General features: G+C 71.4%; 24 protein-coding genes and 1 tRNA gene. 1 reads left to right on the forward strand and 24 read right to left on the reverse strand.

What is annotated here, in order from left to right:
* Positions 1-41 precede the first annotated feature (41 nt).
* From ACXDC7_RS14000 to ACXDC7_RS14025, 6 genes are all read right to left on the reverse strand, one after another.
* Positions 42-755, reverse strand: coding sequence for an ABC transporter ATP-binding protein (locus tag ACXDC7_RS14000; RefSeq protein WP_179445853.1), 714 nt, complete (start codon positions 753-755; stop codon positions 42-44).
* Complete coding sequence (locus tag ACXDC7_RS14005; protein ID WP_459222483.1) at positions 742-1,689, reverse strand: ABC transporter ATP-binding protein; 948 nt, start codon at positions 1,687-1,689, stop codon at positions 742-744. Before ACXDC7_RS14005 ends, ACXDC7_RS14000 begins: the two co-directional genes overlap by 14 nt.
* A complete protein-coding gene (locus tag ACXDC7_RS14010; protein ID WP_179445852.1) occupies positions 1,686-3,470 on the reverse strand; it encodes a branched-chain amino acid ABC transporter permease in 1,785 nt (594 codons plus the stop codon). Before ACXDC7_RS14010 ends, ACXDC7_RS14005 begins: the two co-directional genes overlap by 4 nt.
* Positions 3,467-4,384 carry an ABC transporter permease subunit gene (locus ACXDC7_RS14015; RefSeq protein WP_179445851.1) on the reverse strand — a complete coding sequence of 306 codons (918 nt, stop codon included), beginning with the start codon at positions 4,382-4,384 and terminating at the stop codon, positions 3,467-3,469. Before ACXDC7_RS14015 ends, ACXDC7_RS14010 begins: the two co-directional genes overlap by 4 nt.
* Before the next feature lie 112 nt (positions 4,385-4,496).
* Complete coding sequence (locus ACXDC7_RS14020; RefSeq protein ID WP_343045964.1) at positions 4,497-5,696, reverse strand: branched-chain amino acid ABC transporter substrate-binding protein; 1,200 nt, start codon at positions 5,694-5,696, stop codon at positions 4,497-4,499.
* A gap of 194 nt (positions 5,697-5,890) precedes the next feature.
* Positions 5,891-6,574: a response regulator gene (locus ACXDC7_RS14025; RefSeq protein WP_179445850.1), complete on the reverse strand. Its 684-nt coding sequence runs from the start codon at positions 6,572-6,574 to the stop codon at positions 5,891-5,893.
* A gap of 94 nt (positions 6,575-6,668) precedes the next feature.
* Here ACXDC7_RS14025 and ACXDC7_RS14030 point away from each other — a divergent pair.
* Positions 6,669-6,751 (forward strand) — tRNA-Leu (locus tag ACXDC7_RS14030).
* A 26-nt stretch (positions 6,752-6,777) separates the two neighbouring features.
* Here ACXDC7_RS14030 and pyk read toward each other — a convergent pair.
* The 18 genes from pyk to ACXDC7_RS14120 form a co-directional block, all read right to left on the reverse strand.
* Positions 6,778-8,214: a pyruvate kinase gene (gene pyk / locus ACXDC7_RS14035; RefSeq protein ID WP_459222484.1), complete on the reverse strand. Its 1,437-nt coding sequence runs from the start codon at positions 8,212-8,214 to the stop codon at positions 6,778-6,780.
* A 56-nt stretch (positions 8,215-8,270) separates the two neighbouring features.
* The gene (locus tag ACXDC7_RS14040; protein ID WP_179445848.1) at positions 8,271-9,197 is read right to left on the reverse strand and encodes an RluA family pseudouridine synthase; all 927 of its coding nucleotides are present in this window, start codon (positions 9,195-9,197) and stop codon (positions 8,271-8,273) included.
* The gene (gene lspA / locus ACXDC7_RS14045) at positions 9,194-9,775 is read right to left on the reverse strand and encodes a signal peptidase II (protein WP_459222485.1); all 582 of its coding nucleotides are present in this window, start codon (positions 9,773-9,775) and stop codon (positions 9,194-9,196) included. The genes ACXDC7_RS14040 and lspA overlap by 4 nt, the downstream gene beginning before the upstream one ends.
* Complete coding sequence (locus ACXDC7_RS14050) at positions 9,759-10,253, reverse strand: TraR/DksA family transcriptional regulator (protein WP_246292645.1); 495 nt, start codon at positions 10,251-10,253, stop codon at positions 9,759-9,761. Before ACXDC7_RS14050 ends, lspA begins: the two co-directional genes overlap by 17 nt.
* Before the next feature lie 156 nt (positions 10,254-10,409).
* Positions 10,410-11,354, reverse strand: a complete 945-nt coding sequence (locus tag ACXDC7_RS14055) for a DivIVA domain-containing protein (RefSeq protein WP_179445846.1) — start codon at positions 11,352-11,354, stop codon at positions 10,410-10,412.
* 71 nt (positions 11,355-11,425) lie between these two features.
* Positions 11,426-11,737 carry a YggT family protein gene (locus ACXDC7_RS14060; protein WP_179445845.1) on the reverse strand — a complete coding sequence of 104 codons (312 nt, stop codon included), beginning with the start codon at positions 11,735-11,737 and terminating at the stop codon, positions 11,426-11,428.
* A gap of 41 nt (positions 11,738-11,778) precedes the next feature.
* A complete protein-coding gene (locus ACXDC7_RS14065) occupies positions 11,779-12,309 on the reverse strand; it encodes a cell division protein SepF (RefSeq protein ID WP_459222486.1) in 531 nt (176 codons plus the stop codon).
* A 41-nt stretch (positions 12,310-12,350) separates the two neighbouring features.
* On the reverse strand, positions 12,351-13,154 hold the full coding sequence (locus ACXDC7_RS14070) for a polyphenol oxidase family protein (RefSeq protein WP_459222487.1): 804 nt from the start codon (positions 13,152-13,154) through the stop codon (positions 12,351-12,353).
* Positions 13,155-13,275: 121 nt separating this feature from the next.
* Positions 13,276-14,574, reverse strand: a complete 1,299-nt coding sequence (gene ftsZ, locus ACXDC7_RS14075; protein WP_459222488.1) for a cell division protein FtsZ — start codon at positions 14,572-14,574, stop codon at positions 13,276-13,278.
* Between the two features lie 120 nt (positions 14,575-14,694).
* The gene (locus ACXDC7_RS14080; RefSeq protein WP_459222489.1) at positions 14,695-15,669 is read right to left on the reverse strand and encodes a DMT family transporter; all 975 of its coding nucleotides are present in this window, start codon (positions 15,667-15,669) and stop codon (positions 14,695-14,697) included.
* Positions 15,666-16,382 (reverse strand): cell division protein FtsQ/DivIB, encoded by a 717-nt coding sequence (locus ACXDC7_RS14085; RefSeq protein WP_459222490.1) that lies wholly within the window; start codon positions 16,380-16,382, stop codon positions 15,666-15,668. The genes ACXDC7_RS14080 and ACXDC7_RS14085 overlap by 4 nt, the downstream gene beginning before the upstream one ends.
* On the reverse strand, positions 16,379-17,701 hold the full coding sequence (murC, locus tag ACXDC7_RS14090) for a UDP-N-acetylmuramate--L-alanine ligase (RefSeq protein WP_459222491.1): 1,323 nt from the start codon (positions 17,699-17,701) through the stop codon (positions 16,379-16,381). The genes ACXDC7_RS14085 and murC overlap by 4 nt, the downstream gene beginning before the upstream one ends.
* A complete protein-coding gene (gene murG / locus ACXDC7_RS14095) occupies positions 17,698-18,789 on the reverse strand; it encodes an undecaprenyldiphospho-muramoylpentapeptide beta-N-acetylglucosaminyltransferase (RefSeq protein WP_459222843.1) in 1,092 nt (363 codons plus the stop codon). The genes murC and murG overlap by 4 nt, the downstream gene beginning before the upstream one ends.
* 59 nt (positions 18,790-18,848) lie before the next feature.
* Positions 18,849-20,114: a putative lipid II flippase FtsW gene (gene ftsW, locus ACXDC7_RS14100; protein WP_343045963.1), complete on the reverse strand. Its 1,266-nt coding sequence runs from the start codon at positions 20,112-20,114 to the stop codon at positions 18,849-18,851.
* Positions 20,115-20,120: 6 nt separating this feature from the next.
* Positions 20,121-21,608 (reverse strand): UDP-N-acetylmuramoyl-L-alanine--D-glutamate ligase, encoded by a 1,488-nt coding sequence (gene murD / locus ACXDC7_RS14105; protein ID WP_425487406.1) that lies wholly within the window; start codon positions 21,606-21,608, stop codon positions 20,121-20,123.
* On the reverse strand, positions 21,590-22,657 hold the full coding sequence (gene mraY, locus ACXDC7_RS14110) for a phospho-N-acetylmuramoyl-pentapeptide-transferase (RefSeq protein WP_179445836.1): 1,068 nt from the start codon (positions 22,655-22,657) through the stop codon (positions 21,590-21,592). The genes murD and mraY overlap by 19 nt, the downstream gene beginning before the upstream one ends.
* Positions 22,654-24,135: a UDP-N-acetylmuramoyl-tripeptide--D-alanyl-D-alanine ligase gene (locus tag ACXDC7_RS14115; protein ID WP_459222492.1), complete on the reverse strand. Its 1,482-nt coding sequence runs from the start codon at positions 24,133-24,135 to the stop codon at positions 22,654-22,656. Before ACXDC7_RS14115 ends, mraY begins: the two co-directional genes overlap by 4 nt.
* Positions 24,132-25,619, reverse strand: coding sequence for a UDP-N-acetylmuramoyl-L-alanyl-D-glutamate--2,6-diaminopimelate ligase (locus ACXDC7_RS14120; RefSeq protein WP_459222493.1), 1,488 nt, complete (start codon positions 25,617-25,619; stop codon positions 24,132-24,134). The genes ACXDC7_RS14115 and ACXDC7_RS14120 overlap by 4 nt, the downstream gene beginning before the upstream one ends.
* Positions 25,620-25,648 lie beyond the last annotated feature (29 nt).

The following is a 25,648-nucleotide window of genomic DNA, read 5'->3' on the forward strand; positions in this document are numbered from 1 at the left end:
TCGACTCTAGCGATCGGCACCGACAATGCGGTCGGGCGCGGTCAGTCCTCGCCGAGATAGGCCTTGCGGACCCGGTCGTCGGAGAGCAGATTCTGGCCGGTGTCGGAGAAGGCGATCGAGCCGACCTCGAGCACATAGCCCTTGTCGGCGAGCGACAGCGCCGCCTGGGCGTTCTGCTCGACCAGCAGGATCGTCACCCCCTCGGACTGCAGCTCGGCGATGGTCGACATGATCCGCTGCATCATCAGCGGCGACAGGCCCATCGACGGCTCGTCCAGCATCAGCAGCCGCGGCCGGCTCATCAGCGCGCGACCCATCGCCAGCATCTGCTGCTCACCGCCGGAGAACGTGCCGGCCGACTGCTTGCGTCGTTCCTTCAGCACCTCGAACAGATCGAACACGCGGGCCAGGTCCGCCTGCACCCCGGCACGGTCGCGGCGGGCGAACGCGCCGAGCATCAGGTTGTCCTCGACGCTCAGTCGGGGGAAGATCCGTCGTCCCTCCGGCGACTGCGCCAGGCCGCCCTGGACCACCTTGTGGGCGGCCATCCCGTCGATCCGCTTGCCGTCGAACCAGATCTCGCCGGCCGAGGGCTGCAACAGCCCGGACAGGGTACGCAGGGTGGTCGTCTTGCCCGCCCCGTTGGTGCCGAGCAGCGTCACCACCTGCCCCTCCTCGACGGAGAAGTCGATGCCCTTGACGGCCTTGACCCGGCCGTAGGCGACCTCCAGGCCGTGCACCTCAAGCATCGCCATCGCGTTCGCTCCCCTCGGTCGGTCGGTCGGAGGCCCGCTGTGGAGTCGGGTCGGAGACCCGCTGTGGAGTCGGGTCGGAGACCCGCTGTGGAGTCGGGTCGTCGCCGGCCAGATCGGCCTCGGCCTCGGCGCTGGTGCCGATATAGGCCTCGATCACGCGCGGATCGGACTGCACCTCCTCCGGCGTACCCTCCACCAGCACCTTGCCCCGGACGAGGCAGAGCACCCGGTCACAGAGATTGAAGATGAATCGCATGTCGTGCTCGATCACCACCACGGCCAGGCCGGTGTCGCGGATCTTGAAGATCAACTCCTCCGCCTGCCGGGTCTCCTGCGGATTCATCCCAGCGGTGGGCTCGTCGAGCAACAAGACCTTCGGCTCGGTCGCCAGGGCCCGGGCGATCTCCAGCCTGCGCTGGTCGCCGTAGGGCAGGTTCCGCGCCAGGTGCTCCGCGGAGTCGCCGAGCCCGACGAACTCCAGCAGCTCCTGCGACTTCGCCCGGGTCGCGGCCTCCTCGGCCTTGAATCCGAACGCGCGGGTGATGGCACTGATCGCGCCGGTCCGGGTCCGGCAGTACCGGCCGACCATCACGTTCTCCAGCGCCGTCATGTTCTGGAACAGCCGGATGTTCTGGAAGGTACGCGCCATGCCGGCCTCGACCACCTTGCGCGGCGAGGAGGTCAGTTGCCTGCCGTCCAGCACCACCCGCCCGGAGGTCGGTTTGTACAGGCCGGTCAGGCAGTTGAAGAAGGTGGTCTTGCCCGCGCCGTTCGGCCCGATCAGGCCGACGATCTCGCGCGGGAAGACCTCCATGGCGACATCGCTGACGGCGGTCAGGCCGCCGAAGCGCATCGTGACATTCTCCGCCGACAACAGGGGCGCCTCGGCCCCGGCCACTCCCCCGCTCGTCCCGGGGTCCACTGCGGTGCTCATCGGGTCTCCTCTCCGGCCGAACGCCGAGCCGGTGCTCCGGCGGGCTCGCCGCTGTCCGGCGGCCCACCGGTCAGCTCGGCGTCGAGGTGTTCGGCGAGTTCCTCGTCGCTCTCGTGGAACTCGAGCTGGCGACGGCTGCTCGGGATCAGGCCCTCGGGGCGGAACCGCATCATGATCACGAGCAGCAGCCCGAAGATCAACAGCCGGTATTCCGAGACGAATCGCAGCTTCTCCGGCATCAGCTTCAACAAGGTGGCACCGACCAGAACCCCGACGATGGTGCCCATGCCGCCCAGTACCACCGCGGCCAGCAGGAAGGCCGACTCCAAGAAGATGTACTGATCGGGGGTGACCGAGACATCGACGTGGGCCTTGACCGCACCGGCCACGCCGGCCAGGGCAGCACCGCCGGCGAAGGCCAGCAGCTTCAGGCCGAAGGTGTTCACACCCATCGCCTCGGCGGCCTTCTCGTCCTCTCGGATGGCGACCCAGCCGCGACCGATCCGGCTGTCGGAGAGCCGGGAGAAGACCAGGATGATCAGCGCCAGCACCAGCAACAGCAAGAAGAAGTAGTTGCCGAAGCGGGTGATGGTCACCCCGAGGATCTCGTGGCTCTGCCCGAAGTCGAATCCGAACAGGTTCAGGTCCGGGATCCCCGGGATGCCGTTGGAGCCGCGGGTGATGTTCGGGCCATCGCTGCCGTCGAGGTTGATCATCACCAGCCGGAAGATCTCGCCGAAGGCGAGCGTGACGATGGCCAGGTAGTCCCCCGCGACGCGCAGTGTCGGCGTACCCACGACCAACCCCAATGTGCCGGCGACGACCGCGGAGATCAGCACCACGACCGGGAAGGGCGGGTGCCAGCCGATCGTGGAGAACGCCGAGTTCGACAACACGGCCGCGGTGAACGCGCCCGCGCCGAGGAAGGCGATGTAGCCGAGGTCGAGCAGGCCGGCCTGGCCGACCACGATGTTCAGCCCGAGCGCGGTGGCGGCGAAGATCAACACCTGGGTCGCGATCGACATGTTGGCGTCGGAGCCGTCCTGGGTGAACGGGAAGGCGAAGGCCGCGACGAAGGCCGCGAAGACCAGCACGTGACGGTGGGTACGCCCGACCGCCCCGAGCCAGGAGCCGAGGCCCGAACGCATGATCACCAGCAACACGGCCAGGACGAGCGCCGCGCTGACCACGAAGGAGCCCGCATCGTTCTCGTCCAACAGGTACGCCGCGACCAGCAGCGCGACTCCCACCAGGAAGATGACCGCCAGAATGCCCAGCCAGCCCGGGGTACGCGACCGGCCGAGCGTCGGCACCGGGCCGGGAGGCAGCAGCCGGGTGCCCAGATAGGCGACGAGCGCGCCGGCCAGCGCGATCCAGCCACCCCACTCGACATAGACCAGTCCGCCGCCGTCGGCGGCGATCATGATCAGGGCCAGCGCGATGTAGATCAGGCCGCCGAGGGCGGCGCCGGAGGCGGCCCCGACCAGATTCAGCGGAGCGCGGGCGGGCGGGTTCGGCGTACCCATCTGGCCGGTCAGCCGACCCGCGATCGCCGACGCCACGACCAGAACCGCGATCCCGAGGAAGAAGAACTGCAGGCCGGACGGCCCGCCGAGATAGGTCATGTCGTCGAGGGCGTCGGAGGAATATGCCCATGGCAGGTATGGCGCGCCGAGCATCAGCACGCCGCCGATCAGGGTGAGCAGCCAGCCGACCCCGGCGAACCGGCGCCGGGTCTCCAGCGGCGGGAAGCTGGTCAGGAAGAGAATCACCGCGTTCATGCCCGATCCACCACCCTCGCTCCGAGCAGACCCTGGGGCCGGAAGACCAACACCAGGATCAGCAGTGCGAATGCCCAGATGTCCTTCCAGGCCGATCCGCCGAACTGTCCGGGGATCCAGTCGGTGGCCAAGACCTCGACCAGACCGAGCAACAGGCCGCCGACGACGGCACCCCAGATGTTGCCGATGCCGCCCAGAACGGCTGCGGTGAAGGCCTTCAGACCGGCCATGAATCCCATCTTGAAGTCGATGTTGCCGTAGCGCAGGCCGTGTGCCACGCCGGCCACCGCGGCCAGTGCGGCGCCGACAGCGAAGGCGACCATGATCACCCGGTCGACGTTGATACCCATCAGGCGGGCCGTGTCCGGGTCCTGGGACGTGGCCTGCATGGCCCGCCCCATCGATGTCTGGTTGATGAACATCCACAACAGCCCGGAGCAGACCAGCAGCGCGCCGATGGTGAACACATTCGACCGTTGGATGATCAGGCCGGCGAGGTCGATCGCCTCACCGGAGACGCCCTGGACGGGCGGGTAGGGCACGGCGGCCTTGGCGACGAACAGGCGGACCGCCTCCTGCAGGATGACCGAGACACCGATCGCGGTGATCAGCGGGGCCAGCCGGGGCGCATTGCGCAGCGGTCGGTACGCCACCCGTTCGGTGAGCAGGGCGACCAGGACGGCCGCGATGATGCCGCCGAGCAGCATCAGCGGCAGTTGCCACAGCGGTCCTGGCGTCTGGCTGCCCAGGATGATCCAGGTACCGAGCGAGGCGAAGGCGCCGATCATGAAGATCTCGCCGTGGGCGAAGTTGATCAACTGGATGATGCCGTAGACGACGGTGTAGCCGACGGCGATGAGCGCGTACAGCGCGCCCAGCGACAGTCCGTTGACCAGGCTCTGTGCGATCTCCACGCACGTCCTCCTGAGGTCGAGAAGCAGTGGGCCCTGATCCGGGCAGGGGACGGGCGGGCGCCGGGATCGCCGGCGCCCGCCCGGTTTGACCGCGCGGGCGGCCGAGGTGTGATTACTCGTTGAACTCGCTGCTGAAGTCAGGCGCCCACTCGCCGCCCTCGACCTTGTACACGGTCAGCACACGAGTCTTGTTGTCGCCGTACTCGTCGAACGCGACCGGGCCGGTCGCGCCCTGCAGTTGCACGCCGCCGATGGCATTCACGGTTGCCTCGCGGGCGGACTCCACGTCCTCGGCGCTGGCCAGCGACGTCTTCATCGCCTCGATCAGCACGTTGGCCGCGTCGTAGGCGTACGCACCGTAGGCGCCGTAGGGCTCGGAGAAGCCGCCGGCGTTGTAGGCATCGACGAAGGCCTTCGCCGAGTCCAGCGTGTCGACCGGCGCACCGACCGAGGTCGACAGGTCGCCGTCACGGCCGCCCAGCTCGATGAAGTTCGGGTCGTAGATGCCGTCGCCACCCATCAGGGGGACGTTCAGACCGGCCGCGGCCATCTGCTTGCTGAGCGGGCCGGCCTGCGGGAACTCGCCGCCGTAGTAGACCGCCTTCGGGTTGGCGCCCTTGGCCTGGTTGATCACCGCCGAGAAGTCCTTGTCCTCGGGGTTGATCGTCTCGGCCGCGACGATCTTGCCGCCGTTCTCGGTGTAGTACTTGCTGAACGCGTCGACCAGGCCCTGGCCGTAGGCCTTCTTGTCGTGGATGGTCGCAACGGTGTCGATTCCGTTGTCCAGCAGGTACTTCGCCGCGAACGGGCCCTGGACGGAGTCGGTGGTGCAGGTGCGGAAGTAGGTCTTGTAGGGCCGCTCGGGGCTCTCTTCCGGCTTTGCGCCGCGGGTCATGGTCGGGTTGGTGTTGGCGGGAGAGATCAGCGCCACCCCGGCGCCGTCCATCACCGGCTGCAGTGCCTGGCCGACCGAGGAGTTCAGCGGCCCGACGACGCCGATCACCTCGGGATCGCCGGCCAGCTTCGTGGCGGCGTTGCGGCCGACATCGGGCTTGGCCTCGTCGTCCTCGGCCGCCACCTCGATCGTCCATCCCGGGATCGCTCCGGACTCGTTCGCCTGCCGTGCGGCGAGTTCGACGGAGTTGCGGATGCCCAGGCCGAGCGGGGACAGGTCGCCCGACAGGGGCGCGATCACGCCGATCTTCACGGTCTTGGTATCGCCGCCCCCCGTGTTGCCACCGGGGCCCGCGTCACGGGTCCCGCAGGCAGTGAAGGCCAGCGAGGCGGCCAGCACGACTGCGCCCGCAGCCACAAACCTCTTGTGTTGCACAAGTCCTCCCAGGAGTGAATCGCCGCGTCGGGCGATTGTTCAGTCCGGCTGTGCTGCCGGACGAGCTTTGCTGAACAGTAAGCCCACGCGAGCGGCCTGGGAGGTGCGTGCGAGGTGGCGTTGTGAGTTCGTTACACCCGTAAGGAGCAAACCATCGGTTTGCTGGCGAGAGCGCCTCAGCGCTTGGGCAGGCCCTTGCCCTCGTTGCGCTTGGCCTGCTCGATGACGCCCTCGGCAACCTCGCGCATCGGCTTGCGAAGATCCATCGCCGTCTTCTGAATCCAGCGGAACGCCTCGGGCTCGGACATCTTGAACCCCTTCTGCAGCAACGCCTTCGCCTGGTCAACCGCCTTGCGCGCCGCCAGCCGGTCGGCGAGGTCCTCGACCTCGGCCTCGACGGCGCGGATCTCGGCGTACCGGGCAACGGCGATCTCGATCGCGGGCACCACATCGGAGGCGTCGAACGGCTTCACCACATAGGCCATCGCCCCGGCCTCGCGCGCGGACTCGATCAGCTCGCGCTGGCTGAAGGCGGTCAGCATCACGACCGGGGCGATCCGCTCCTCGGCGATCTCCTTGGCGGCGCTCAGCCCGTCGCGTCGGGGCATCTTGATGTCCATCACGACCAGATCGGGACGAAGCTCGCGGGCGAGCCGGACCGCCTCCTCGCCGTCGGCCGCCTCGCCGACCACCTGATATCCCTGATCGGCGAGCAACTCGGTCAGGTCGAGCCGGATCAGCGCCTCGTCCTCGGCGACCAGCACCCGGCGCGGCGCCGGCGCGCCCGTCTCGGTCGCCGATTCGGTTGCGTCGTCCGTCGTGGCCTGGGGGGCAGCGGTGCGCTCGTCGGAGGTGCTCACCCCCGCATTCTGGCGGGCCGTGCCCGCAGCGGCAAACGGCGCGCCCGCGCCGCGACCGCTACACTGTTCGCGGCGCGGCCGGCGGTCGCGCCCGGCCGGGGTGGCGGAATGGTATACGCGGACGGCTCAAACCCGTCTGGCCGCAAGGCCATAGGGGTTCGACTCCCCTTCCCGGCACCGTCGTCGACGGGTCCGCCCCCGGATCAGGAGGCGGAGCCGATCGTCTTCGGATCCCGGATCTTGTGCACGCGCAGGGCGTTGGTATTGCCCGGTACGCCGACCGGCGTACCCGCCACCACGATGACCTTGTCGCCCGGTTCGCACAGCCCCTTCCCGACCATCGTCTCGTCGACCTGGGCCACCAGGTCGTCGAAGTTGTAGACCTCCTCGGTCAGGAAGCTCCGCGCGCCCCAGACCAGGGTCAGCTCCTGCCGGGTCTGGTCCAGCGGCGTGAACACGAAGTAGGGCATCTTGGCCCGCAGCCGCGCGACCCGGCGAGCGGTGTCGCCGGACTTGGAGAACGCGATCACGTACTTGGCGCCGACGCGATCGGCCACCTCGACGGCGACCTTGGCGATCACCCCCCCGGTGGTGTGCGGATCCCAGTCGATGTCCGCGATCTCGTCGAAGCCCTGTTCCTCGGTGCCGGCGACGATCCGGGCCATCGTCTCGACCGCGACCACCGGGAACTGCCCGACGCTGGTCTCACCCGACAGCATCACCGCGTCCGCGCCGTCCAGCACCGCATTGGCGACATCGGAGGCCTCCGCCCTGGTGGGCCGCGGATTGCCGATCATGGATTCCAGCATCTGGGTTGCCACGATCACCGGCTTGGCCATCCGTCGGGCCTTCTCGATGATCATCTTCTGCACCATCGGGACCTCTTCGAGCGGGAGCTCGACCCCGAGGTCGCCGCGCGCGACCATGATCGCATCGAAGGCGTCGATCACCTCGTCGATGTTCTGCACGGCCTGCGGCTTCTCGATCTTGGCGATCACCGGGACGGTACGCCCCTCCTCGGCCATCACCTGGCGTACCGCGGCGCAGTCGGCGGCGGTACGCACGAAGGACAGCGCGATCATGTCGAAGCCCTGCCGCAACGCCCAGCGCAGATCGGCCAGGTCCTTGTCGCTCATCGCGGGGACGTTCACCGCCACCCCGGGCAGGTTGATGCCCTTGTTGTTGCTGATCGGGCCGCCGACCTTGACCCGGGTGATCACGTCATTGCCGGCCACGTCGACGCATTCCAGCATCACCCGGCCGTCGTCGATCAGCACCAGATCGCCGGGCGCGACATCGCCCGGCAGCCCGGCATAGGTCGTCGACGCGCGCTCGCCGTCGCCGAGGATCGGGTCGGTGGTGATGGTGAACTGCTGGCCGTAGGCCAGGGTCGCCCGGCCGTCGCCGCCGAAGCGGCCCAGCCGGATCTTCGGGCCCTGCAGGTCGGCGAAGGTGCCGATCGGGCGACCGGCCTCGGCCGCCGCCTCGCGGACCGCAACCAGCGCCCGCTCGTGGTCGGGGTAGTCGCCGTGGGACATGTTGAACCGCGCGACATCCATCCCGGCGGCGATCAACTCGCGAAGACGCTCGGGAGAGGAGGACGCGGGGCCGAGGGTGCAGACGATTTTTGCTCTACGCACGCGTCGACCCTAGCGAAGTACCGGGACCGTGCAGACCCATGTCCGCGCCGGGTCCCTCACTCCTCGCGCAGCACGCCCAGGGCGTGGACGAGGTCGGCCGGCGGTTCGGAGGAGAACTCGACCCGCTCCCCCGTGCCCGGGTGGACGAAGCCGAGCCGCACGGCGTGCAACCACTGTCGCTCCAGCCCCAGCCGTCGCGCCAGCACCGGGTCGGCGCCGTAGGTCGCGTCCCCGGCGAGCGGGTGCCGGATCGCCGACAGGTGGACCCGGATCTGGTGGGTTCGGCCGGTCTCCAGGTGCAGTTCGAGCAGCGTCGCCCCGCGAAACACCTCGAGAGTGTCGTAGTGGGTCACCGACGGCCGCCCGCCGGCAGCGACCGTCATCTTCCACTCCCCGCTGGGATGCCGGCCGATCGGCGCATCGATCGTGCCGAGCGGCGGATCCAGGTGCCCCTGGGCCAGCCCCTGGTAGACCTTGTCGACCGTGCGGTCGCGGAAGGCCTGCTTGAGCACCGAGTAGGCGTGTTCGCTCTTCGCCACCACCATCAGACCGGAGGTGCCCACATCGAGGCGCTGCACGATGCCCTGCCGCTCGGCGGCGCCGGAGGTGGCAATGCCGAAGCCGGCGGCCGCCAGATGTTCCACCACCGACGGGCCCTCCCATCCCAGCGAGGGATGGGCGGCCACCCCGACGGGTTTGTCGACCACCACGAGGTCGGCATCGTCGTGCACGATCCGGATGCCCTCGACCGTCTGCGGAACCACCGGTACGCCCGAGGGCCGCTCGGTGAGCTCGACCTCGAGCATGGCGCCGGGCCGCACCGGGGTGGAGGGCTTCGTCACGGGCTCGCCGTCCAGGCGTACCGCCCCGGTCTCGATCAGTCCGGCGATCCGGCTTCGGGACAGGCCCAGCATCCGCGCGGCGGCCGCGTCCACCCGGTCGCCGGCCAGCCCGTCGGGCACCAGGAGCAGCCGCCCGCTCATCCGGTCGCGGCCTTCTCGGCGCGGGTGCCGGTCGCGTCGTCGGTGATCAACCGCCCGTCGAGCCCGCGGCGCAGGAAGATCGACATCGCGATGATCAACACCGCGGCCGAGCAGATCCAGACGTCGGCCAGGTTGAAGATCGGCCAGTTCGGAAGCTGGAGCAGGTCGACCACCTCACCGCGCAGCGGCGCCGGGGGCCGGGCGATCCGGTCGACAAGATTGCCCCCGATGCCGGCGAGCAGCAGTCCGATCGCCACGGCCCAGGCCGGGTGTCGCAGCCGTGGCAGGGCGTAGGCGGCGATGCCGATCACGGCGGCGATGGCAAGCATCGAGAAGATCCAGGTGTAGCCGGTCCCGAGGCTGAATGCGGCACCGGAGTTGAAGAGCAACCGGAACTGCAACAACTCGCCGACGAAGGGCACCGATCGCCCCGGGGTCAGCGACCGCAGTGCCCACTCCTTGGCGAGCTGGTCGGCCGACAGCAGCGCCGCGGCGAGACCCAGCGCTATCGCCAACGCGGGCCAGCGGGCCGGGCGGACCTCGGCGGCCGCCCGATGCTGATCAACGGCGCTCGGCACGCTGCTTGCACTCGACGCACATGACGGCGCGCGGGTGGACCTGCAGACGGCCCTTGCCGATCGGGTTGCCGCACTCCGCGCAGTAGCCGTAGCGGCCCTGCTCGATGGCCCGCAGCGCCTCCCGCGCCTGTTCCAGGGCCTCGCGTGCGCTGTGCGCGAGCGTCATCTCCTGGTCCCGCTCGAAGTTCGCCAGGCCGATGTCGGCGGGGTCGCGCCCGGCATTGTCGGCGCCGTCGCGGATCAGGCCCGCCAGGTCGCCCTCGGCGACCTCGATGGTGTGCCGGTGCCGGTCGATGTCGGCCTCCAGGTCGGCGCGCAACTCGTCGACCTCCGCGCGCGTCCACGCCTCCTCGCCGTCGCGGATGGGCATCGCCAGGGCGACATCGTCGACCGGTGCCCGGACCTCGGTGGCACTCGCGGCCGCCGCGGCGGGACGCCCCTTGGCGGCGGTGGCTGTGCTGCGCTTCTTGGCGGGCATCAGTCGCTCCTCTTCACGATCGCGGCTTCGGTCGGGGCGGGCCCCCGGGGCCGGCCGAGGCTGCTCGGTCCGCCGAAGCGTACCCGACCCGGACAATCGCGACGGGACCCCACCGAAGCGGGGTCCCGTCGCGTTGTTGCGGGTGTGCTGACGCGGTCAGCGGTTGTTGTCGCCGAGCAGCGCATCCAGCCGCGGCGTGCTGGTGGCGCCGACGGCCTGCGGGCCTCCACTCGACCCGGAAGCGGCCTGGTTGCCCGACCCCCCGCCGGCCAGTGCCGGAGCATCGGACGGCTCGATGACGGCCTTCTCCACGCTGTCCAGGGTCGAGCGCAACTGCGAGGAGAAGCTGCGCCGGTACTTGTCCTCGAAGGTGCGGAGCTGGGCGACCGCCGACTGCAGCCGGTCACGCTCGTCCTCGAGGTCGGCGAACAGCTCGGTGCGGCGCGCCTCGACCTGGCGGCCGAGGTCATCGGCGCCGCGCTTGGCCTCGTCGGTCACCTTCTCGGCGCTCACCCGGGCCTCGGACTCGATCCGGTCCGCGCGGGTGCGGGCATCGGTGGTGATCTGATGCGCCTTCTGGTTGGCCTCGTCGACCTTGCGGCGGGCCTCCGACTCGGCTTCGCCCACCAGCCGCTCCGCCTGCTCGGTGTGCAGTTGGACGAGTCGCACGACCGCGGCGCTGGCCTCGGGCGTGGTCGACACGACGAGCTTCTCGGTGCCCGACGACGCGGTCGCGGTCGCGGCCGGCTGCGCCGGGGCGACCCGCGTCTGCTCCTGCTCGCGCTCCTGGGTGGCGCGCTGGGCCTGCGCACGGAGCTGCTCGACCTGCTTCTTGAGCGCTGCGTTCTCCTCGGTCAGCTTCGCCGTGGCCTGATCGTTCTGCGGCTGCTGCTGCGGCTGCTGCTGGGAAACACGGGCCGAGTTGGTCTGCGCGGACTTGAGCGAGTCGACCTGCTTCTTCAGCGAGCCGTTCTCCTCGGTCAACTGTCCGAAGGACTCCTCGACCTGGTCAACGAACCGGTCGACCTCGGTCACCTCGTAACCGCCGCGCTTTGCCACGTGGAACTTCGTGTCGCGGATCTGGTCCAGGGTCAGGGTCATCAGTCACCTCACGGGGAACGTTCTGGAACGCTTGGTGCGCATGTGCACTGTTGGGAGCGTAGCACCGATGGTCAGCGCATGAGCAATTGCTCGTTGAGCACACGGAGCAGGATTACCGCAAACCACAGGCCGAGGAAAGCGAGATCGAAAGAAACCTGGCCGACCCGGACCGGCGGGAGGAACTTGCGGAACAGCCGCAACGGCGGATCGGTGACAGTGTAGACGGCCTCCGCGAACACCAACACGGCACCGCGCGGGTTCCAGCCCTGCACCACGATCGGCATCCACGACAGCACCATCCGGGCGAGCAGCAGAGCGGTGAACACCCACAGCACGACATTGATCACGGTGCCGAGCAGGAAGAGGGGGCCGAGCGTGGTCATGGGCCAAGTCTGCCCGATCGGGCCAATAATCCGGGGGTCGGTCAGGACTGGTTGAAGAACCCGCCGGCGATGCGTTCCTTGTCCTCCGCGGTGACGTTGATGTTGCGCGGGGACAACAAGAACACCTTGCTCGTCACGCGCTCGATGTCGCCGCGCAGCCCGAAGATCAGTCCGGCCGCGAAGTCGACCAGGCGCTTGGCGTCGGCGTCTTCCATCTCCGACAGATTCATGATGACCGGTACGCCGTCGCGGAAGTGCTCGCCGATGGTGCGGGCCTCGTTGTAGGTGCGCGGGTGGACCGTGATGATCCGCGACAGGTCGGCCGTCCGGGGCTCGGGCTCGCGCCGCGCATCCAGCGCGGTCACCGTGCCGGCCGGCGCATCCGCACCGGCGGCCGGGCGCCGCACGTCGGCGTCCTCGCGGACCGTCTCTCGCCGATCGCCCCGCGCCGCGGCGCGCTCATCGGCAACGTCGACGCCCTCGGTGAGCTCGTCGTCGTAGTACTCGTCGTCATAGCGATCGTCCGCCACGAGGCCCAGCCAGGCAGCGGCACGCTTGATGCGATCGGCCATCGTCCATCCCTTCACCTGCTCAGCGGATATCGGGGCCGAGGTTACCGCCCGGGAGCCGCCGTGGCGGGGATTGCGCCGCCGACACGCGGGGCCAACCAGACCAGTGCGCCGAGACTGCCCATCCGCGCCCCGTCGCGTCGATAGGAGTGCAGGAGCGGGTCCTCGCGGGTGCAGGCCGCCACCTGCTCGACCCGGCAGCCCAGGCCGAGCAGTTGCTGGCGCGCCGCGCCGGGCAGGTCCAGCGCGGGGGTGCCCCAACTGGTCGTGGCGGCGGCTCCCGGCAGGCCGGCGGCGACGGCATCGCGCATCTCCCCCGGCACCTCGTAGCACGAACCGCAGATCGCGGGGCCGATGACGGCGGTCGGCGCGGTGGCGCCCAGCGCGGCGAGCGCCTCCACCGTCCGGGTCAGTACGCCGGCGGCGAGGCCGACCCGGCCCGCATGGGCGACACCGACCGCGCGGGCGGTCTGGTCGACGAAGATCACGGGCAGGCAGTCCGCGGTCCGGATCAGCAGTGCCACGCCGGGCCGGTCGGTGACCAGCGCGTCGGCCTGTGGCGACGCCGGCTGGCCGGGCACAGCGCTGCCGAGCCAGGCATCGGCCGACCAGCCGGACAGCGCCGCGTCGTCGATGGTCAGCACGCCGGTGCCATGCACCTGCCAGGGGGTGTAGAGCCGCTCGACCCCGATCGCGGCGAGAACGGCGCGGCCGTCTCGGCGTACCGTCTCCACACCGTGGGTCGCCGCGCCGCCGAGGGTGAGTCCCACGGGACCGCTGCCGCCCACCCGGTCGGTGAAGGCGTAGCCCGGGCCGCCGGGCCCGGCGGGGCGATGCAACCGGAACATGTCAGCGCGTCCGGGCCGCTCGAACGGATCGCGTCATCTCGGGCCGCGGGTCACTCGGGGCGCCCGGTCACTTCAGGAAGCCCGGTCACTTCAGGAAGCCCGGTCACTTCAGGAAGCCCGGTCACTTCAGGAAGTCGGGCACGTCCAGGTCGTCGTCGCCGGCCGGGGGGCGGCCGCTCAACGGTCCGGGCGGAGTGCTGCCCGGGCGGGTCGGCTGCCGGTCGGGGCGGTCCCCGGACGGGGAGGTTCCGCCGGCCGGCACGCCACCACTCGGCTGGCCCGGGCGCGATTCGCCCGCACTCGACGGGCCCGCACTCGATGGGCCCGCACCGGATGGGCCAGCCCCCGAGGGTCCGACACCGGGCCGACCGGCACCCTCGGCCGCGGACTCTCCGCCCGCCGGGCCGCCGGTCGTCCCCTGCTCGGGGCGGCGGCTGCGCTGTTCGACTCCGGGCTGGCGCCGCGGCGGCGCGCCGCCCTCGAAGCCGGCCGCGATCACCGTGACGCGCACCTCGTCGCCGAGTGCGTCGTCGATCACGGTGCCGAAGATGATGTTGGCCTCGTCGTGGGCGGAGGCCTGGATCAGGTTGGCGGCCGAGGAAACCTCGAACAGGCCCATGTCGGAACCGCCCGCGATGGACAGCAACACGCCGTGGGCGCCGTCGATGCTCGCCTCCAGCAGCGGCGAGGAGACCGCCATCTCGGCGGCCGCGCGGGCGCGGTCCTCGCCGCGGGCAGAACCGATGCCCATCAGCGCGGAGCCCGCATTCGACATCACGGACTTCACGTCGGCGAAGTCCAGGTTGATCAGGCCGGGGGTGGTGATCAGGTCGGTGATCCCGGAGACGCCCTGCATCAACACCTGGTCGGCCTGCTTGAAGGCATCCAGGATCGCGACCTGGTGGTCGGTCATCTCCAACAGCTTGTCGTTCGGGATGACGATCAGGGTGTCGACCTCCTCGCGGAGCTTCGCGATGCCCTCCTCGGCCTGCACCTGACGCCGCCGGCCCTCGAAGCCGAACGGCCGGGTCACCACGCCGATGGTCAGCGCGCCGAGCGCCCGCGCGACGCGGGCCACCACCGGCGCGCCGCCGGTGCCGGTCCCGCCGCCCTCACCGGCGGTGACGAAGACCATGTCGGCGCCCTTCAGCACTTCCTCGATCTCGTCGGCATGGTCCTCGGCGGCCTGGCGGCCCTTGTCCGGGTCCGCGCCGGCGCCCAGGCCTCGGGTCAGGTCGCGGCCGACATCGAGCTTGACGTCGGCATCGCTCATCAGCAGCGCCTGCGCGTCGGTGTTGATCGCGATGAACTCCACGCCCCGCAGGCCGGACTCGATCATCCGGTTCACCGCATTCACGCCGCCACCACCGACACCGACGACCTTGATCACGGCCAGGTAGTTGTGCGAGGGATTTGCCACGGGATTTCCTTAGGAGCCGACACGCCGGACAGGTTGCCTGACAGGCTAGAGAGCGCCGACAGACGTGTCCAACACCGCAACCGCGAGAGTCGGGGATCGGCCTCAACCTCTAGTTGACCCTCAGACCGAGGGTCGTCGACCCCGTGGCCACAGGCTCGGGATGGCCGTGATCGCCACCGCGAGCACGGTGAGCACCGCGCTGCCGATGGTGGCGAAGGTGACCACATGATCACCCGCGGGCAGCAAGACGTCCACCAGCAGCGAGCCGAGCACCTGGCCGGCGACCGCGCCGAGCGACAGCAGCAACACCCCGAGCTGGTGCACCAGCACGGAGGAGGCGGCGATGTAGACCACGCCGATCGCCCCGCCGAGGTACGCCCAGCCGGGCGCGACACCCGGCCGCGGCAGCCCGGCCGTCGCGGCGTGCACGGCGAAGGCCAGGCCGAGCAGCAGCGTGCCGACGCCGAAATTGCCGACCGTCGCCACCAGCGCCGAATCGGCGGCCCGGCGTACCCGCCCGTTGGCGGCCTGTTGCCAGCCCATCGCGATGCCGATCGCGATCGGTACGGCCATCGCCAGCCACGGGGCGGCGGCCGACATCCCTGCGGACGCCCCCCAGATCACGGCGACGACCATCGCCGCGCCGCCCAGCACCCGGGTCGGCGTCACCGGCCGCGGGCCGCCGGGCCCGATGCCCCAGCGATCGATGAGGATCCCGCCGATGCTCTGCCCGGCCACGGTGCCGACGGTGAACAGCGCGACGCCGAGCAGCGGGCTGACGGCCGCCTGGGCCAACACGAAGCTGGCGCCGACGACTCCCCCGCCCAGCGCCCAGACCGGCAGCTCGCCCGAGCGGACCGCCGCGGGAATCCTGACCAGTCCGCGCCTGCCCCGCCGCAGGGCCAGGCAGGCGGCGACGACGATCACCAGGCCGGTGCCGAAGGACCACAGCGCGGCGGCGAACGGGTCGGCCCAGACGCGTCCGAGTTCACCGTTGCCCCGCGTCTGCAGCGCCATCCCCATGCCGATGCAGACGGCCACCGCTACCCCGGCGACCACCCGCAGCGCCCGGAGCGGCCCAGGGCTCCGCGTCATCGCACGACCGGATTGCCCGGAGCGCTGACATCGATCGTGCGCCCCTTCTGCGACAGCAACGCGGTGGCCACCTGTGCCTTCAGCTCGGCGTCGTCGGAGGATCCGAAGAACACATCGGGGCGGCCGTCCACCACCAGGGTGATGTCGTCGCGGCTGCTCGCCCGCAACTCGCGCCCGCGGTCTCGCAACTCCGGGGTGAGCGCGCCCGCGACGCGAGCGACCGACGCCAGCAACCGCGGATCACCGCCCTGGACGGCCGCCACGGGCAGATCGTCCGGCACCTTGTTCCCGGGCGGGAAGGCCGCGCCGTCGGCGTCGACCAGCCGCGGCCCTTCTTCGGTCGCCGTGACGAGCACCGGGGTGCGTTCGGTGACGACGATCCGCACGGTGCCCGGCAGCTCGCGGCTGACGGTCGCCCGGCGCACGGCAGGCAGCGCGGCGACCCGCTCGCCGATCACGGACTCCGACACCCGGACCAGCGGGGTGCCCTGCGGGATGGCGGCCGCCTCCCCCACCTGAGCGGGGGTGAGCACACTGGTCCCCTCGACCGTGACCTGGCGTACCACCAGCGCCGGTGAGAAGCCGACGACATAGCCGAGTACGCCGACCACCAGCAGGACCGCGGCGATGATCACGACCCGCCGGGCCCGGCCGCGGGCGCGCCGGCGGCGGCGCTCGTCGCGATAGGAGTCGAAACGGGTCGCGGTGCTCACCGACGCAGCTCCGCGACGATCGGCGCGGCCAGTTCGGTGACGTCCCCGGCGCCGAGGGTGAGCACCAGGTCGCCGGGGCCGGCCAGCTCGCGGATCCGGGCCGCGACGGCCGCACGCGAGACCAGTTCCGAACCGGGCAGCCGCTCGCCGATCAGCGCCGAGGTGACGCCGGGGATCGGTTCCTCGCGGGCCGGGTAGATGTCCAGCAGCAACACGTGATCGGCACCGGCCAGCGCCTCGGCGAACCCGGCGGCCTGGTCGCGGGTCCGGCTGTACAGATGCGGCTGGAAGACCGCGATCACCTTCCGGGGCCCGGTCTCGCGGGCGGCGGCGAGCGTCGCCGCAACCTCGGTCGGGTGATGGGCGTAGTCGTCGACCACGCGGATCCCGCCGGCCTCGCCCGCCGACTGGAAACGCCGGGCAGTGCCGCTGAAGGTCTCCAGGCCGGCCAACCGATCGCCCAGCCCCAGCTCGCCGAGCACGGCGGCGGCGGCGGTGGCGTTCGCCCGGTTGTGCGGGCCGGGGACGGCCAGCTCCAGACCGACGGTCGCGAACTCGGCCCCCGGCGCGTCGCCGTAGCCGATCACCCGCGGCCCCCCGGCGGCTCGGGCCCGACCAGCGAGGGCGGCCGCGCCGGGGTCGTCGGCGCTGGCGATCAGCACCCGGGCAGGCGCCGCGAAGGCATCGAAGCCCGCCACATAGGCCGCGGGATCGCCCCAGTTGTCCAGATGGTCGGCCTCGACATTGGTCACGACGGCGATGTCGCGGGGCAGTTGCAGGAAGGACGCGTCGCTCTCATCGGCCTCGGCGACGAACGGCGCGCCGGGATCGCCGAGATCGGCGCTCACCCCGGTCGCCGCGAGCGGCGCGCCGGTGACATAGCCCGGCCGGACGCCGGCGCCGAGCAGCCCGGCGACGATCATCGCCGACGTGGTCGTCTTGCCGTGCGTGCCGCCGACCGCGATCGATGGCCGCCCCCGCATCAGCGCGCCCAACGCCGCGGACCGGTGCAGCACCCGCAGGCCGCGCCGACGGGCCTCGACCAGCTCGGGGTTGTCGTCGCGGATCGCGGTCGAGACCACGACGGTGCGGGCGTCGCCGAGTTGGGCGGCGACGTGGCCGACGTGGGTACGGATGCCGCGCAGCCCGCGCAGCGTGGCCGAGTCCGTCCGGTCGCTGCCGCTGACGGGCACGCCGAGATCGGCGAAGGCCTGCGCGATGCCCGACATCCCGGAGCCGCCGACGGCAATGAAGTGCACCGGTCCGAGGTCGGCAGGAGCGGGCAGCGCCGCCAGGTCGATGGGCTCGATCAGCGTCATCGGCGAGCCGCCGCGAGAGCGCGCTGGGCGAGCACCCGCGCCGCGTCTCCCGGCGTACCCGATCGCGCGGCAGCAGACATGTGATCGAGCACCGCCGGATCGGTGACCATGTCGATCACCTCCGCCTGGATCCAGGTGCTGGTGAAGGCGGAGTCGGCGACCAGGCGGGCACCGCCCGCGCGAACCAGTTCCTCGGCATTGCGTACCTGCTCGCCGTTTCCGTGCGGGAACGGCACCAGGACGGTCGGCAGCCCGACCACACCCGTCTCGACGACGGTCCCGGCGCCGGATCGACCGATCATCAGATCCGCGGCGGCATAGGCATCCTGCATCCGGTCGACATAGCCGACCGGGTGATAGCCCGCGCCGGTGTCGGGATCGGTCACCTGGAGATGCTCCTCGGTGAGCTTGTCGGGCCCGAGCACGTGCAGCACCTGGACGCCGGCGGCGAGCAGCGCGTCGCGGGCACCGAGCACCGCGGTGTTGATGCTCGCCGCGCCCTGCGATCCGCCGCTGACCAGCAGCACCGGCAGATCGTCGCGCAGCCCGAAGTGGGCGCGGGCCGCCGGCCGCGCGGCCGCCCGGTCCAGGTCCGCAATCTCGCGCCGCAGCGGGAGCCCGATCGTCTCGGCGCCCGGCAGCGGGGTGTCGGGGAAGGTGGTGAGGGTGGCCTCGGCGAAGCGGGCCCCGATCTTGTTGGCGATGCCCGGCACCGCGTTCTGCTCGTGCACCAGGATCGGCAGCCGAAGCTGCCGGGCGGCCAGGTAGACCGGCGTCGAGACATAGCCGCCGAAACCGACCACCGCGTCGGCGCCGAGCCGGCGCAGCGTCTGCTTCGCCCCGCGCACCCAGCCGAGCAGGTCCAGCGGCAGCCGGAACAGGTCGGCGCCCACCGAGCGTGGCAGCGGGCCGGCGTCGATCAGCTCCAGGTCGATCCCGGCATCGGGCACCACTCGGACCTCCAGCCCGCGCGTCGTGCCGAGCGCCGTCACCGCCACGTCGGGGTGTTCGCGCAACTGCTCGGCGGTCGCGATCAGCGGCGACGTGTGACCGGCCGTGCCGCCGCCGGCCAGCACGATGTGGGACATGCCCGACCGTGGGGTGGGGTTGCTCGCCATCTCGGCCCTGTCTCCTCTCCGGCGCCGGCTCAGCGCCGGCCGCCCACCAATGTCGTCACCCGGGGCCGCCGCGGGCCGCGGCGCGCCTCCCGGAGCGCTCGGGCGCCGGGCTCGTTGCGGGCGCAGGCCACCAGTACGCCGAGTGCGCACAGATTGGCCAGCAGTGCAGACCCACCGTAGGACACCATCGGCAAGGGCACGCCGAGGACCGGGAGCAGCCGCAGCACGACGCCGAGGTTGATCAGCGCCTGCACGCTGAACCAGGCGGTGACCCCGGTGGCGGCGTACCGGCAGAAATCGATGTCGCTGCGGATCGCGATCCGCAGCCCGGCGTAGGTGAGCACGGCGAACAGGGCCAGCACCACCAGCCCCCCGAGCAGCCCCAGCTCCTCGGCGATGACGGCGAAGATGAAGTCGTTGTGGGCCTCGGGCAGGCTCCCCCACTTCTGCCGGCTGCCGCCGATCCCGGTGCCCCACCAACTGCCGGAGGCGATGGCATACAGCGCCATCGTCGACTGCATGTTGGCCCCGTCGAGACCCTCGGCGGGATTGAAGAAGGCGCTGAACCGCCGCATCCGGTCCGCCGACAACAGCGTCATCGGGATCACGGCGGCCACCGCCGCGGCGGCCATCGCGAGCATCAGGCGCATCGGCGTACCGACCCCCCACAACATCACGGCGATGATCGCGATCATGATCATCGCGGTGCCGAGGTCGCCCTGGAAGACGACGAGCCCCAGCAGCAGCAGCGCCGCCGGCAGGAAGGGCACCAGCAGGTGTCGTGGCTGGTCCAGCAGCCGACGCTTGCGGCAGAACACGTCCGCGCCCCAGACGATCAGCGCCAGCTTGGCGAACTCCGAGGGCTGGATCCGGAACAGGTCGATGCCGAGGCTGAGCCAGTTCCGGTTGCCGTTCACCGTCACCCCCAATGGGGTGTAGGTGAGGATCAGCAACAAGAACGCCAGGCCCATCCCGATCCAGCCGACGATCCGCAGCTTCGCGATCGGCAGCCGGGCCAGCACGAAGGCCGCGAGCAGGCCGACGACCAGGAAGAACGCCTGACGCTTGAGGAAATAGAACGCATCGTCGTACCGGTTGGCGGCATAGACGCTGGAGGCGGACAGCACCATCATCACGCCGAGGCCGATCAGCAGCGCCGAGGAGGCGAGCACCAGGTGCAGGCTGGCCTGCGGGTGTTGCAGCAGTACGCCGAGCTGGGAGCGCAGGTCGCCGCGCCTGCCGTCGGCCGTCCGGGGATCGCGTTGATCTTGATCGGGGAAGTGATCGATCGCCACGCCGCTCTACTCCTTCGCGCCTGGCCGGGTCTGCGCCGGCGGGTCGGTCCCGAGCACCGCTGCGGCGAAGTCGTCGCCTCGCGCGGCATAGTCGGGCCAGATGTCCAAGCTGGCGCAGCCGGGGCTCAGTGCCACCACGTCACCGGGCTGCGCGAGGGTCCGCGCGGCCGCCACCGCCTGCGCCATGGCTCCACTATCGGCCCGCGCGACCTCGATCACGGGGAGTTCGGGTGCGTGTCGGGCCAGCGCCTCGGCGATCACCGCGCGGTCGACGCCGAGCAGCACCGCCCCCCGCAGCCGATTGGCGTGCCTGGCGACCAGGTCGTCGAAGGGCGCACCCTTGGCCTGCCCGCCGGCGATCCAGACCACCCGGTCGAATGCCGACAACGCGGCATCGACCGCATGCGGATTGGTCGCCTTGGAGTCATCGATCCACCGGACGCCGTCCAGCTCCGCGACGGTCGCCAACCGGTGCGGGGGCGCGGCATGCGCGCGCAGTCCGTCGCGGACGGCACGCGGCGCGACGCCGAACGAGCGGGCGAGCGCGGCCGCGGCCAGCGCGTCGGCGACATTGTGCGGGCCGGACGGGCTGACATCGGACACGGAAGCGAGCTCGACCGCCGAGCTGCGGCGCTCGCGGATGAACGCGCGGTCGACCAGCAGGTCGTCGACGACACCGACCATGCTCGGGGCCGGCACGCCGAGGGTGAACCCGATCGCCCGGGCACCCTCGGTGACCTCGGCCTCCTCCACCATCCGTTCGGTCGCGCGATCCGCGACGTTGTAGACGCAGGCGTCGGTGACGCCGGCATAGATCCGGGCCTTGTCGGCGGCGTAGGCGTCGGCACCGCCGTGCCAGTCCAGGTGGTCGGGCTGCAGGTTCAGCACCGCCGCGGAGTGCACGGCCATCGTGGTCGTCCAGTGCAACTGGAAGCTCGACAGCTCGACGGCCAGCACGTCCAGCGGCTCGGGATCGAGCACCGTCTCGGTGATCGGCCGCTCCAGGTTGCCGACGGCCGCCGTCCGCAGTCCCCCGGCCCGCAGCATCGCAGCGAGCATCAGGGTGGCCGTGGTCTTGCCGTTGGTCCCGGTGATCGCCAGCCACGGCACCTCCGACAGCCGCCATGCGAGTTCGGTCTCGCCCCAGACGGGTACGCCCGCGCGCGCGGCCGCGACGGGCAGCGCGGCGCCGGGCCGCCAACCGGGCGAGACGATCAGCAGGTCGGTGCCCGCCGGCAGGGCGGCGCTCGCGCCGGGGCCGATCCGGACGCTCGCGCCGAGCACCTCGAGCAGCGTGCCGCGCTCCCGATTGTCGGCATCGTCGCGTTCGTCCAGCACGGTGACCGTCGCACCGAGCTCGAGCAGCGCGTCCGCGGCGGCGAATCCGGACCGGCCGATCCCGGCGACGGTGACCCGGGCGCTCGCCCAGGGCGCGTCCCGGCCGCGCCAGGCCGCGACGTCCGGGTGGTCCCGGCTCACAACCAGGCCACCCACTCGCCGTAGAACAGCCCCAGGCCGAGGGCGGCACAGATCCCCGCGATGATCCAGAACCTGATGACGATGGTCACCTCGGCCCAGCCGAGCAGCTCCAGGTGGTGGTGCAGGGGCGCCATCTTGAACAGCCGCTTGCCGCCGGTGGCCTTGAAGTAGCCGACCTGCAGGATGACCGACATGGTGACCACCACGAACAGGCCGCCGAGGATGATCAGCAGCAGCTCGGTGCGGGTGAAGATCGCGATCCCGGCCAGCGCCGCACCCAGCGAGAGCGAACCGGAGTCGCCCATGATGATCTTCGCCGGCTTCGCGTTCCACCACAAGAAGCCGAAGCAGGCCCCGGCGAGGGCGATCGAGACCATGGCGAGGTCGAGCGGATCGCGTACCTCGTAACAACCCGGGCCGACCGAGCGGATGGATCCGCAGGACTGGTTGGACTGCCAGATGTTGACCAGCGTGTAGGAGGCGAAGACCATCGCGCAGGCGCCGGTGGCCAGGCCGTCCAGGCCGTCGGTGAGGTTGACCGCGTTCGAGGTTCCCGCGATCAGCAACATGATCCAGGCCACGATCAGCACGGCCGGCAGCGGCGGACCGATGTCGCGGAGGAAGGACAGCGCCTGGGAGGCCGGGGTGACGCCCCGCTCGTCGGGCAGGCTGAGCGCCAGGACGGCGAAGGAGATCCCGACGATGCCCTGCCCGATCAGCTTGGCTTTGGCATTCAGCCCGAGGCTGCGCTGTTTGCTGATCTTGGTCCAGTCGTCGAGGAATCCGACGATGCCCATGCCGACGAACAGCCAGAGGATCAGCAGTCCGGAGACACTCGGCATCGACCAGGTGATCAGGTGCGCACCGAAGAAGCCGAGCAGCACCGCGATGATGATCACCAGCCCGCCCATGGTCGGCGTACCGCGCTTGGTGTGGTGACTGGTCGGCCCGTCGTCGCGGATGAACTGGCCGTAGCCGTGTTCGGTGAAGTAGCCGATGGCCAGCCGCGTACCGAGCAGGGTGACGATCATCGAAATGCCGCCGGACAGCAGGATCGCCCTCATCGGCGCTCCCCCCGCGACTCGCCCTCGCCGAGTCGCGCGGCCAGCGCGGCGGCCAGCTCCTCCAGTGCCTGGGCGCGAGAGGCCTTGACCAGAACCGTGTCGCCGGGCTGCAGCATGTTCGCGAGTTCTCCTGCCACCTTGGTCCTGTCGTCGCTGCCCAGCACCGTAACGGTCCGGACGTTGGGTACGCCCGCCTGCTCGGCGGCCCCGGCCGCGGCCTCGGCGTACTCGCCGACCGCGATCAGCAGGTCCACCTCGAGCGCGCCGGCCGCCCGGCCCAGCGCCTCGTGCTCCGAGCGCGCCGTCGCCCCGAGTTCCAACATGTCACCCAGGACGGCGATCGCGCGGCCCTGGCCGGTGGCGCCGCGGCGGCGCCGGGCGATGTGGGCGAGGGACTCCAGGGCGGCGAGCATCGAGTCCGGGTTGGCGTTGTAGGCGTCGTTGATCAACAGCGCCTCACCCCCCGGCACTGCGAGGGTGCTCAGCTCCATCCGCCAGGCCGAGCGGGGTCGGGCGGCGCCCAGGCGTTCCGCGACGCGCGGCAGCGCCTCGGCGCCGAGTTCGACGAGCGCGGCGGTCGCGGCGGCGAGCGCGTTCGCGATCTGGTGACGGCCCGGGGTCGCCAGCCGGACGGGGGCGCTGGCGAGCGCGCCGCCGGATTCGGCGTGCAGCACGAATCCGTGCCGGTCGAGTTCGTCGGCATCGGGGTCGCTGGCCCAGACCCGCAGCTCGCCGGGCAGGTCGGGACGGCTGCCCACCGCCCACCAGGCGATCCGTCCCGCGGTCCGCGCGGCCATCGCGGCGACCCGGACGTCGGTGGCATTCAGCACCGCCCAGCCGTCGGGCGACAGCGCCTCGACCAGCTCGCCCTTCGCGCGGGCGATCGCCTCCCGGTCGCCGAACTCGCCGAGGTGGGCCTGGCCCACGTTCAGCACGATCGCGACATCGGGCGGGGTGAGCCCGCACAGATAGGCGATGTGCCCCTCGCCACGCGCGCCCATCTCGCTGATCAGCCAGCGGGTGTCGGGCTCGACGCGGGTCGCGGTCAACGGCAGGCCGTACTCGTTGTTGTAGGACCCCACCGGGGCCACGGTCGGCCCCTCGGCCTCCAGCAGTTGGGCGAGCACGTCCTTGGTCGTCGTCTTGCCCTGGGAGCCGGTGATCGCGAGCACCCGTGCGTCGGTGCGCCGAAGGACGTCGCGACCGAGCAGGCCCAGCGCGGCAACCGTGTCGCCGACGACCACCTCGGGAAGCTCACCGGTCGGCCGGCTGACCAGGGCGGCGGCTGCGCCTCCCGCGGCGGCGGCGGCGGCGAAATCGTGGCCGTCGACCTTGCTGCCCGGCACGGCGACGAACAGCGCGCCGGGGGTTGCGCGCCGGGAATCGATGACCACATCGGGGCCCACCGGGGTGTCGGGATCGCCGGCGAGGCGACCGTCGACGGCGCGGGCGAGCTCGTCGAGGCGCAGTGATCTCATCCGCGCTCCCCGGCGAGTCCGGCCCAGGTGCGGGTGACCACCTCGGCGTCGTCGAAGGGCAGGATCTCCCCCGCGATCTCCTGGCCGCGCTCGTGCCCCTTGCCGAGGATCGCGACAACTTCGCCGGGGGCGGCGAGCGTCAGAGCCTCGGCGATCGCGTCGGCCCGCCCGCCGGCATCGCGGACCACGGTGTCCGGTCCGGCCGCGGCGCGGGCCCCGGCCAGCGCGGCGGCCCGGATGGCCGCCGGATCCTCGGTGCGCGGATTGTCATCGGTGACCAGGACCACGGCGGCGCGGCGCGCCGCCGCGGCGCCCATCGGCTCCCGCTTGGCGCGGTCGCGGTCCCCACCGCAGCCGAACACGGCGATCACCCGCTGCCCCCGCTCGCCCGCGGCCGCCAGCGCCGCGTCGATGGCCTGCGGGGTGTGGGCGAAGTCGACATAGACCTCGGGGGCGTCGCCATCGAGCCAGATCCGCTGCATCCGACCGGGCACCGTCGCATCGGCGAGCCCGCGCGCGGCCATGGCGGCGTCCAGGCCGGCGGCGCGCAGCATCGCCAGGGCGGTCAGGGCATTGGTGATGTTGTAGGCGCCCGGCAGCGCGAGCGCGAAGTCGAGCTGGCCGTCCGGGGTCGCCGCGTTGACCTCGGTCCGTCCGGCGGCGTCGGCGCCGGTCCGCAGCACGCGGAAATCCGCGTCCTCGGCGCCCACCGTGAGGAGCGGCAACTCGTCGGCGGCCCGGATCGTCCCGGCCAGCCGGCGGCCCCACTCGTCGGTGGTCACGATGGCCGCCGCAGCCACGTGCTCCGGCGTGAACAGTGACGCCTTCGCCGCGAAGTACTCCTCCATGTCGGCGTGGAAGTCCAGGTGGTCGCGGCCCAGGTTGGTGAAGCCGGCCGCGGCGAACCGCGCGCCAGCGGTGCGGCGGTACGCCATGGCGATGCTCGACACCTCCATCACCACCCGGTCGGCTCCCTGGTCGGCCATGGCCGCCAACAGCGCGTGCAGATCGGGCGACTCCGGCGTCGTCACGGTGGTCCGGGCCCGGTCCAGTCCCCGGCCGTCGACGGCGAAGCCGTTGGTGCCGATGATGCCCACGCTGTGGCCCAGCGCGCGCAGGCCGGCCTCGACAAGATGGGCGGTGGTGGTCTTGCCGTTGGTGCCGGTGACGGCGAAGAGCCCGAGCCGCGCTGCCGGGTCCCCGTACACCGCGGCGGCGAGCGGGCCCATCGCGGCCCGGGGATCGGGCACCTCGACGACGGGCACCCCGACGTCGCCGGCCAGCGCGACACCCTCGGCGTCGGTCAACACGGCGACCGCCCCGGCTGCGGCGGCCTGGGCGGCGTAGCGGGCGCCGTGGGTGCTCGATCCGGGCAGCGCGACGTACACATCGCCCGGCCCGACCAGCCGCGAGTCCAGGCCGACCCCGCTCGCGGCGGGCAGGCCGTCCGGGACGCGCGGATCGCGATCGGCGGGCTGAGGCACAGCCTGGACGGTACTCACCGCTGACGCTC

Source organism: Naumannella huperziae, assembly GCF_054073625.1.

Excerpts from the sequence above, each read along its gene's own strand:
- ACXDC7_RS14005 (WP_459222483.1), bottom strand. The coding sequence starts at position 1,689 with ATGAGCACCGCAGTGGACCCCGGGACGAGCGGGGGAGTGGCCGGGGCC.
- ACXDC7_RS14055 (WP_179445846.1), bottom strand. The coding sequence starts at position 11,354 with ATGACCCTGACCCTGGACCAGATCCGCGACACGAAGTTCCACGTGGCA.
- murC (WP_459222491.1), bottom strand. The coding sequence starts at position 17,701 with ATGACGCTGATCGAGCCCATCGACCTGGCGGCGCTGCCCGCTCCTGCC.
- murG (WP_459222843.1), bottom strand. The coding sequence starts at position 18,789 with ATGTCCCACATCGTGCTGGCCGGCGGCGGCACGGCCGGTCACACGTCG.
- ACXDC7_RS14080 (WP_459222489.1), bottom strand. The coding sequence starts at position 15,669 with ATGACGCGGAGCCCTGGGCCGCTCCGGGCGCTGCGGGTGGTCGCCGGG.
- ACXDC7_RS14115 (WP_459222492.1), bottom strand. The coding sequence starts at position 24,135 with ATGAGATCACTGCGCCTCGACGAGCTCGCCCGCGCCGTCGACGGTCGC.
- mraY (WP_179445836.1), bottom strand. The coding sequence starts at position 22,657 with ATGAGGGCGATCCTGCTGTCCGGCGGCATTTCGATGATCGTCACCCTG.
- ACXDC7_RS14000 (WP_179445853.1), bottom strand. The coding sequence starts at position 755 with ATGGCGATGCTTGAGGTGCACGGCCTGGAGGTCGCCTACGGCCGGGTC.
- ACXDC7_RS14070 (WP_459222487.1), bottom strand. The coding sequence starts at position 13,154 with ATGTTCCGGTTGCATCGCCCCGCCGGGCCCGGCGGCCCGGGCTACGCC.
- ACXDC7_RS14010 (WP_179445852.1), bottom strand. The coding sequence starts at position 3,470 with ATGAACGCGGTGATTCTCTTCCTGACCAGCTTCCCGCCGCTGGAGACC.
- ACXDC7_RS14065 (WP_459222486.1), bottom strand. The coding sequence starts at position 12,309 with ATGGCCGATCGCATCAAGCGTGCCGCTGCCTGGCTGGGCCTCGTGGCG.
- ACXDC7_RS14050 (WP_246292645.1), bottom strand. The coding sequence starts at position 10,253 with ATGCCCGCCAAGAAGCGCAGCACAGCCACCGCCGCCAAGGGGCGTCCC.
- ACXDC7_RS14040 (WP_179445848.1), bottom strand. The coding sequence starts at position 9,197 with ATGAGCGGGCGGCTGCTCCTGGTGCCCGACGGGCTGGCCGGCGACCGG.
- ACXDC7_RS14060 (WP_179445845.1), bottom strand. The coding sequence starts at position 11,737 with ATGACCACGCTCGGCCCCCTCTTCCTGCTCGGCACCGTGATCAATGTC.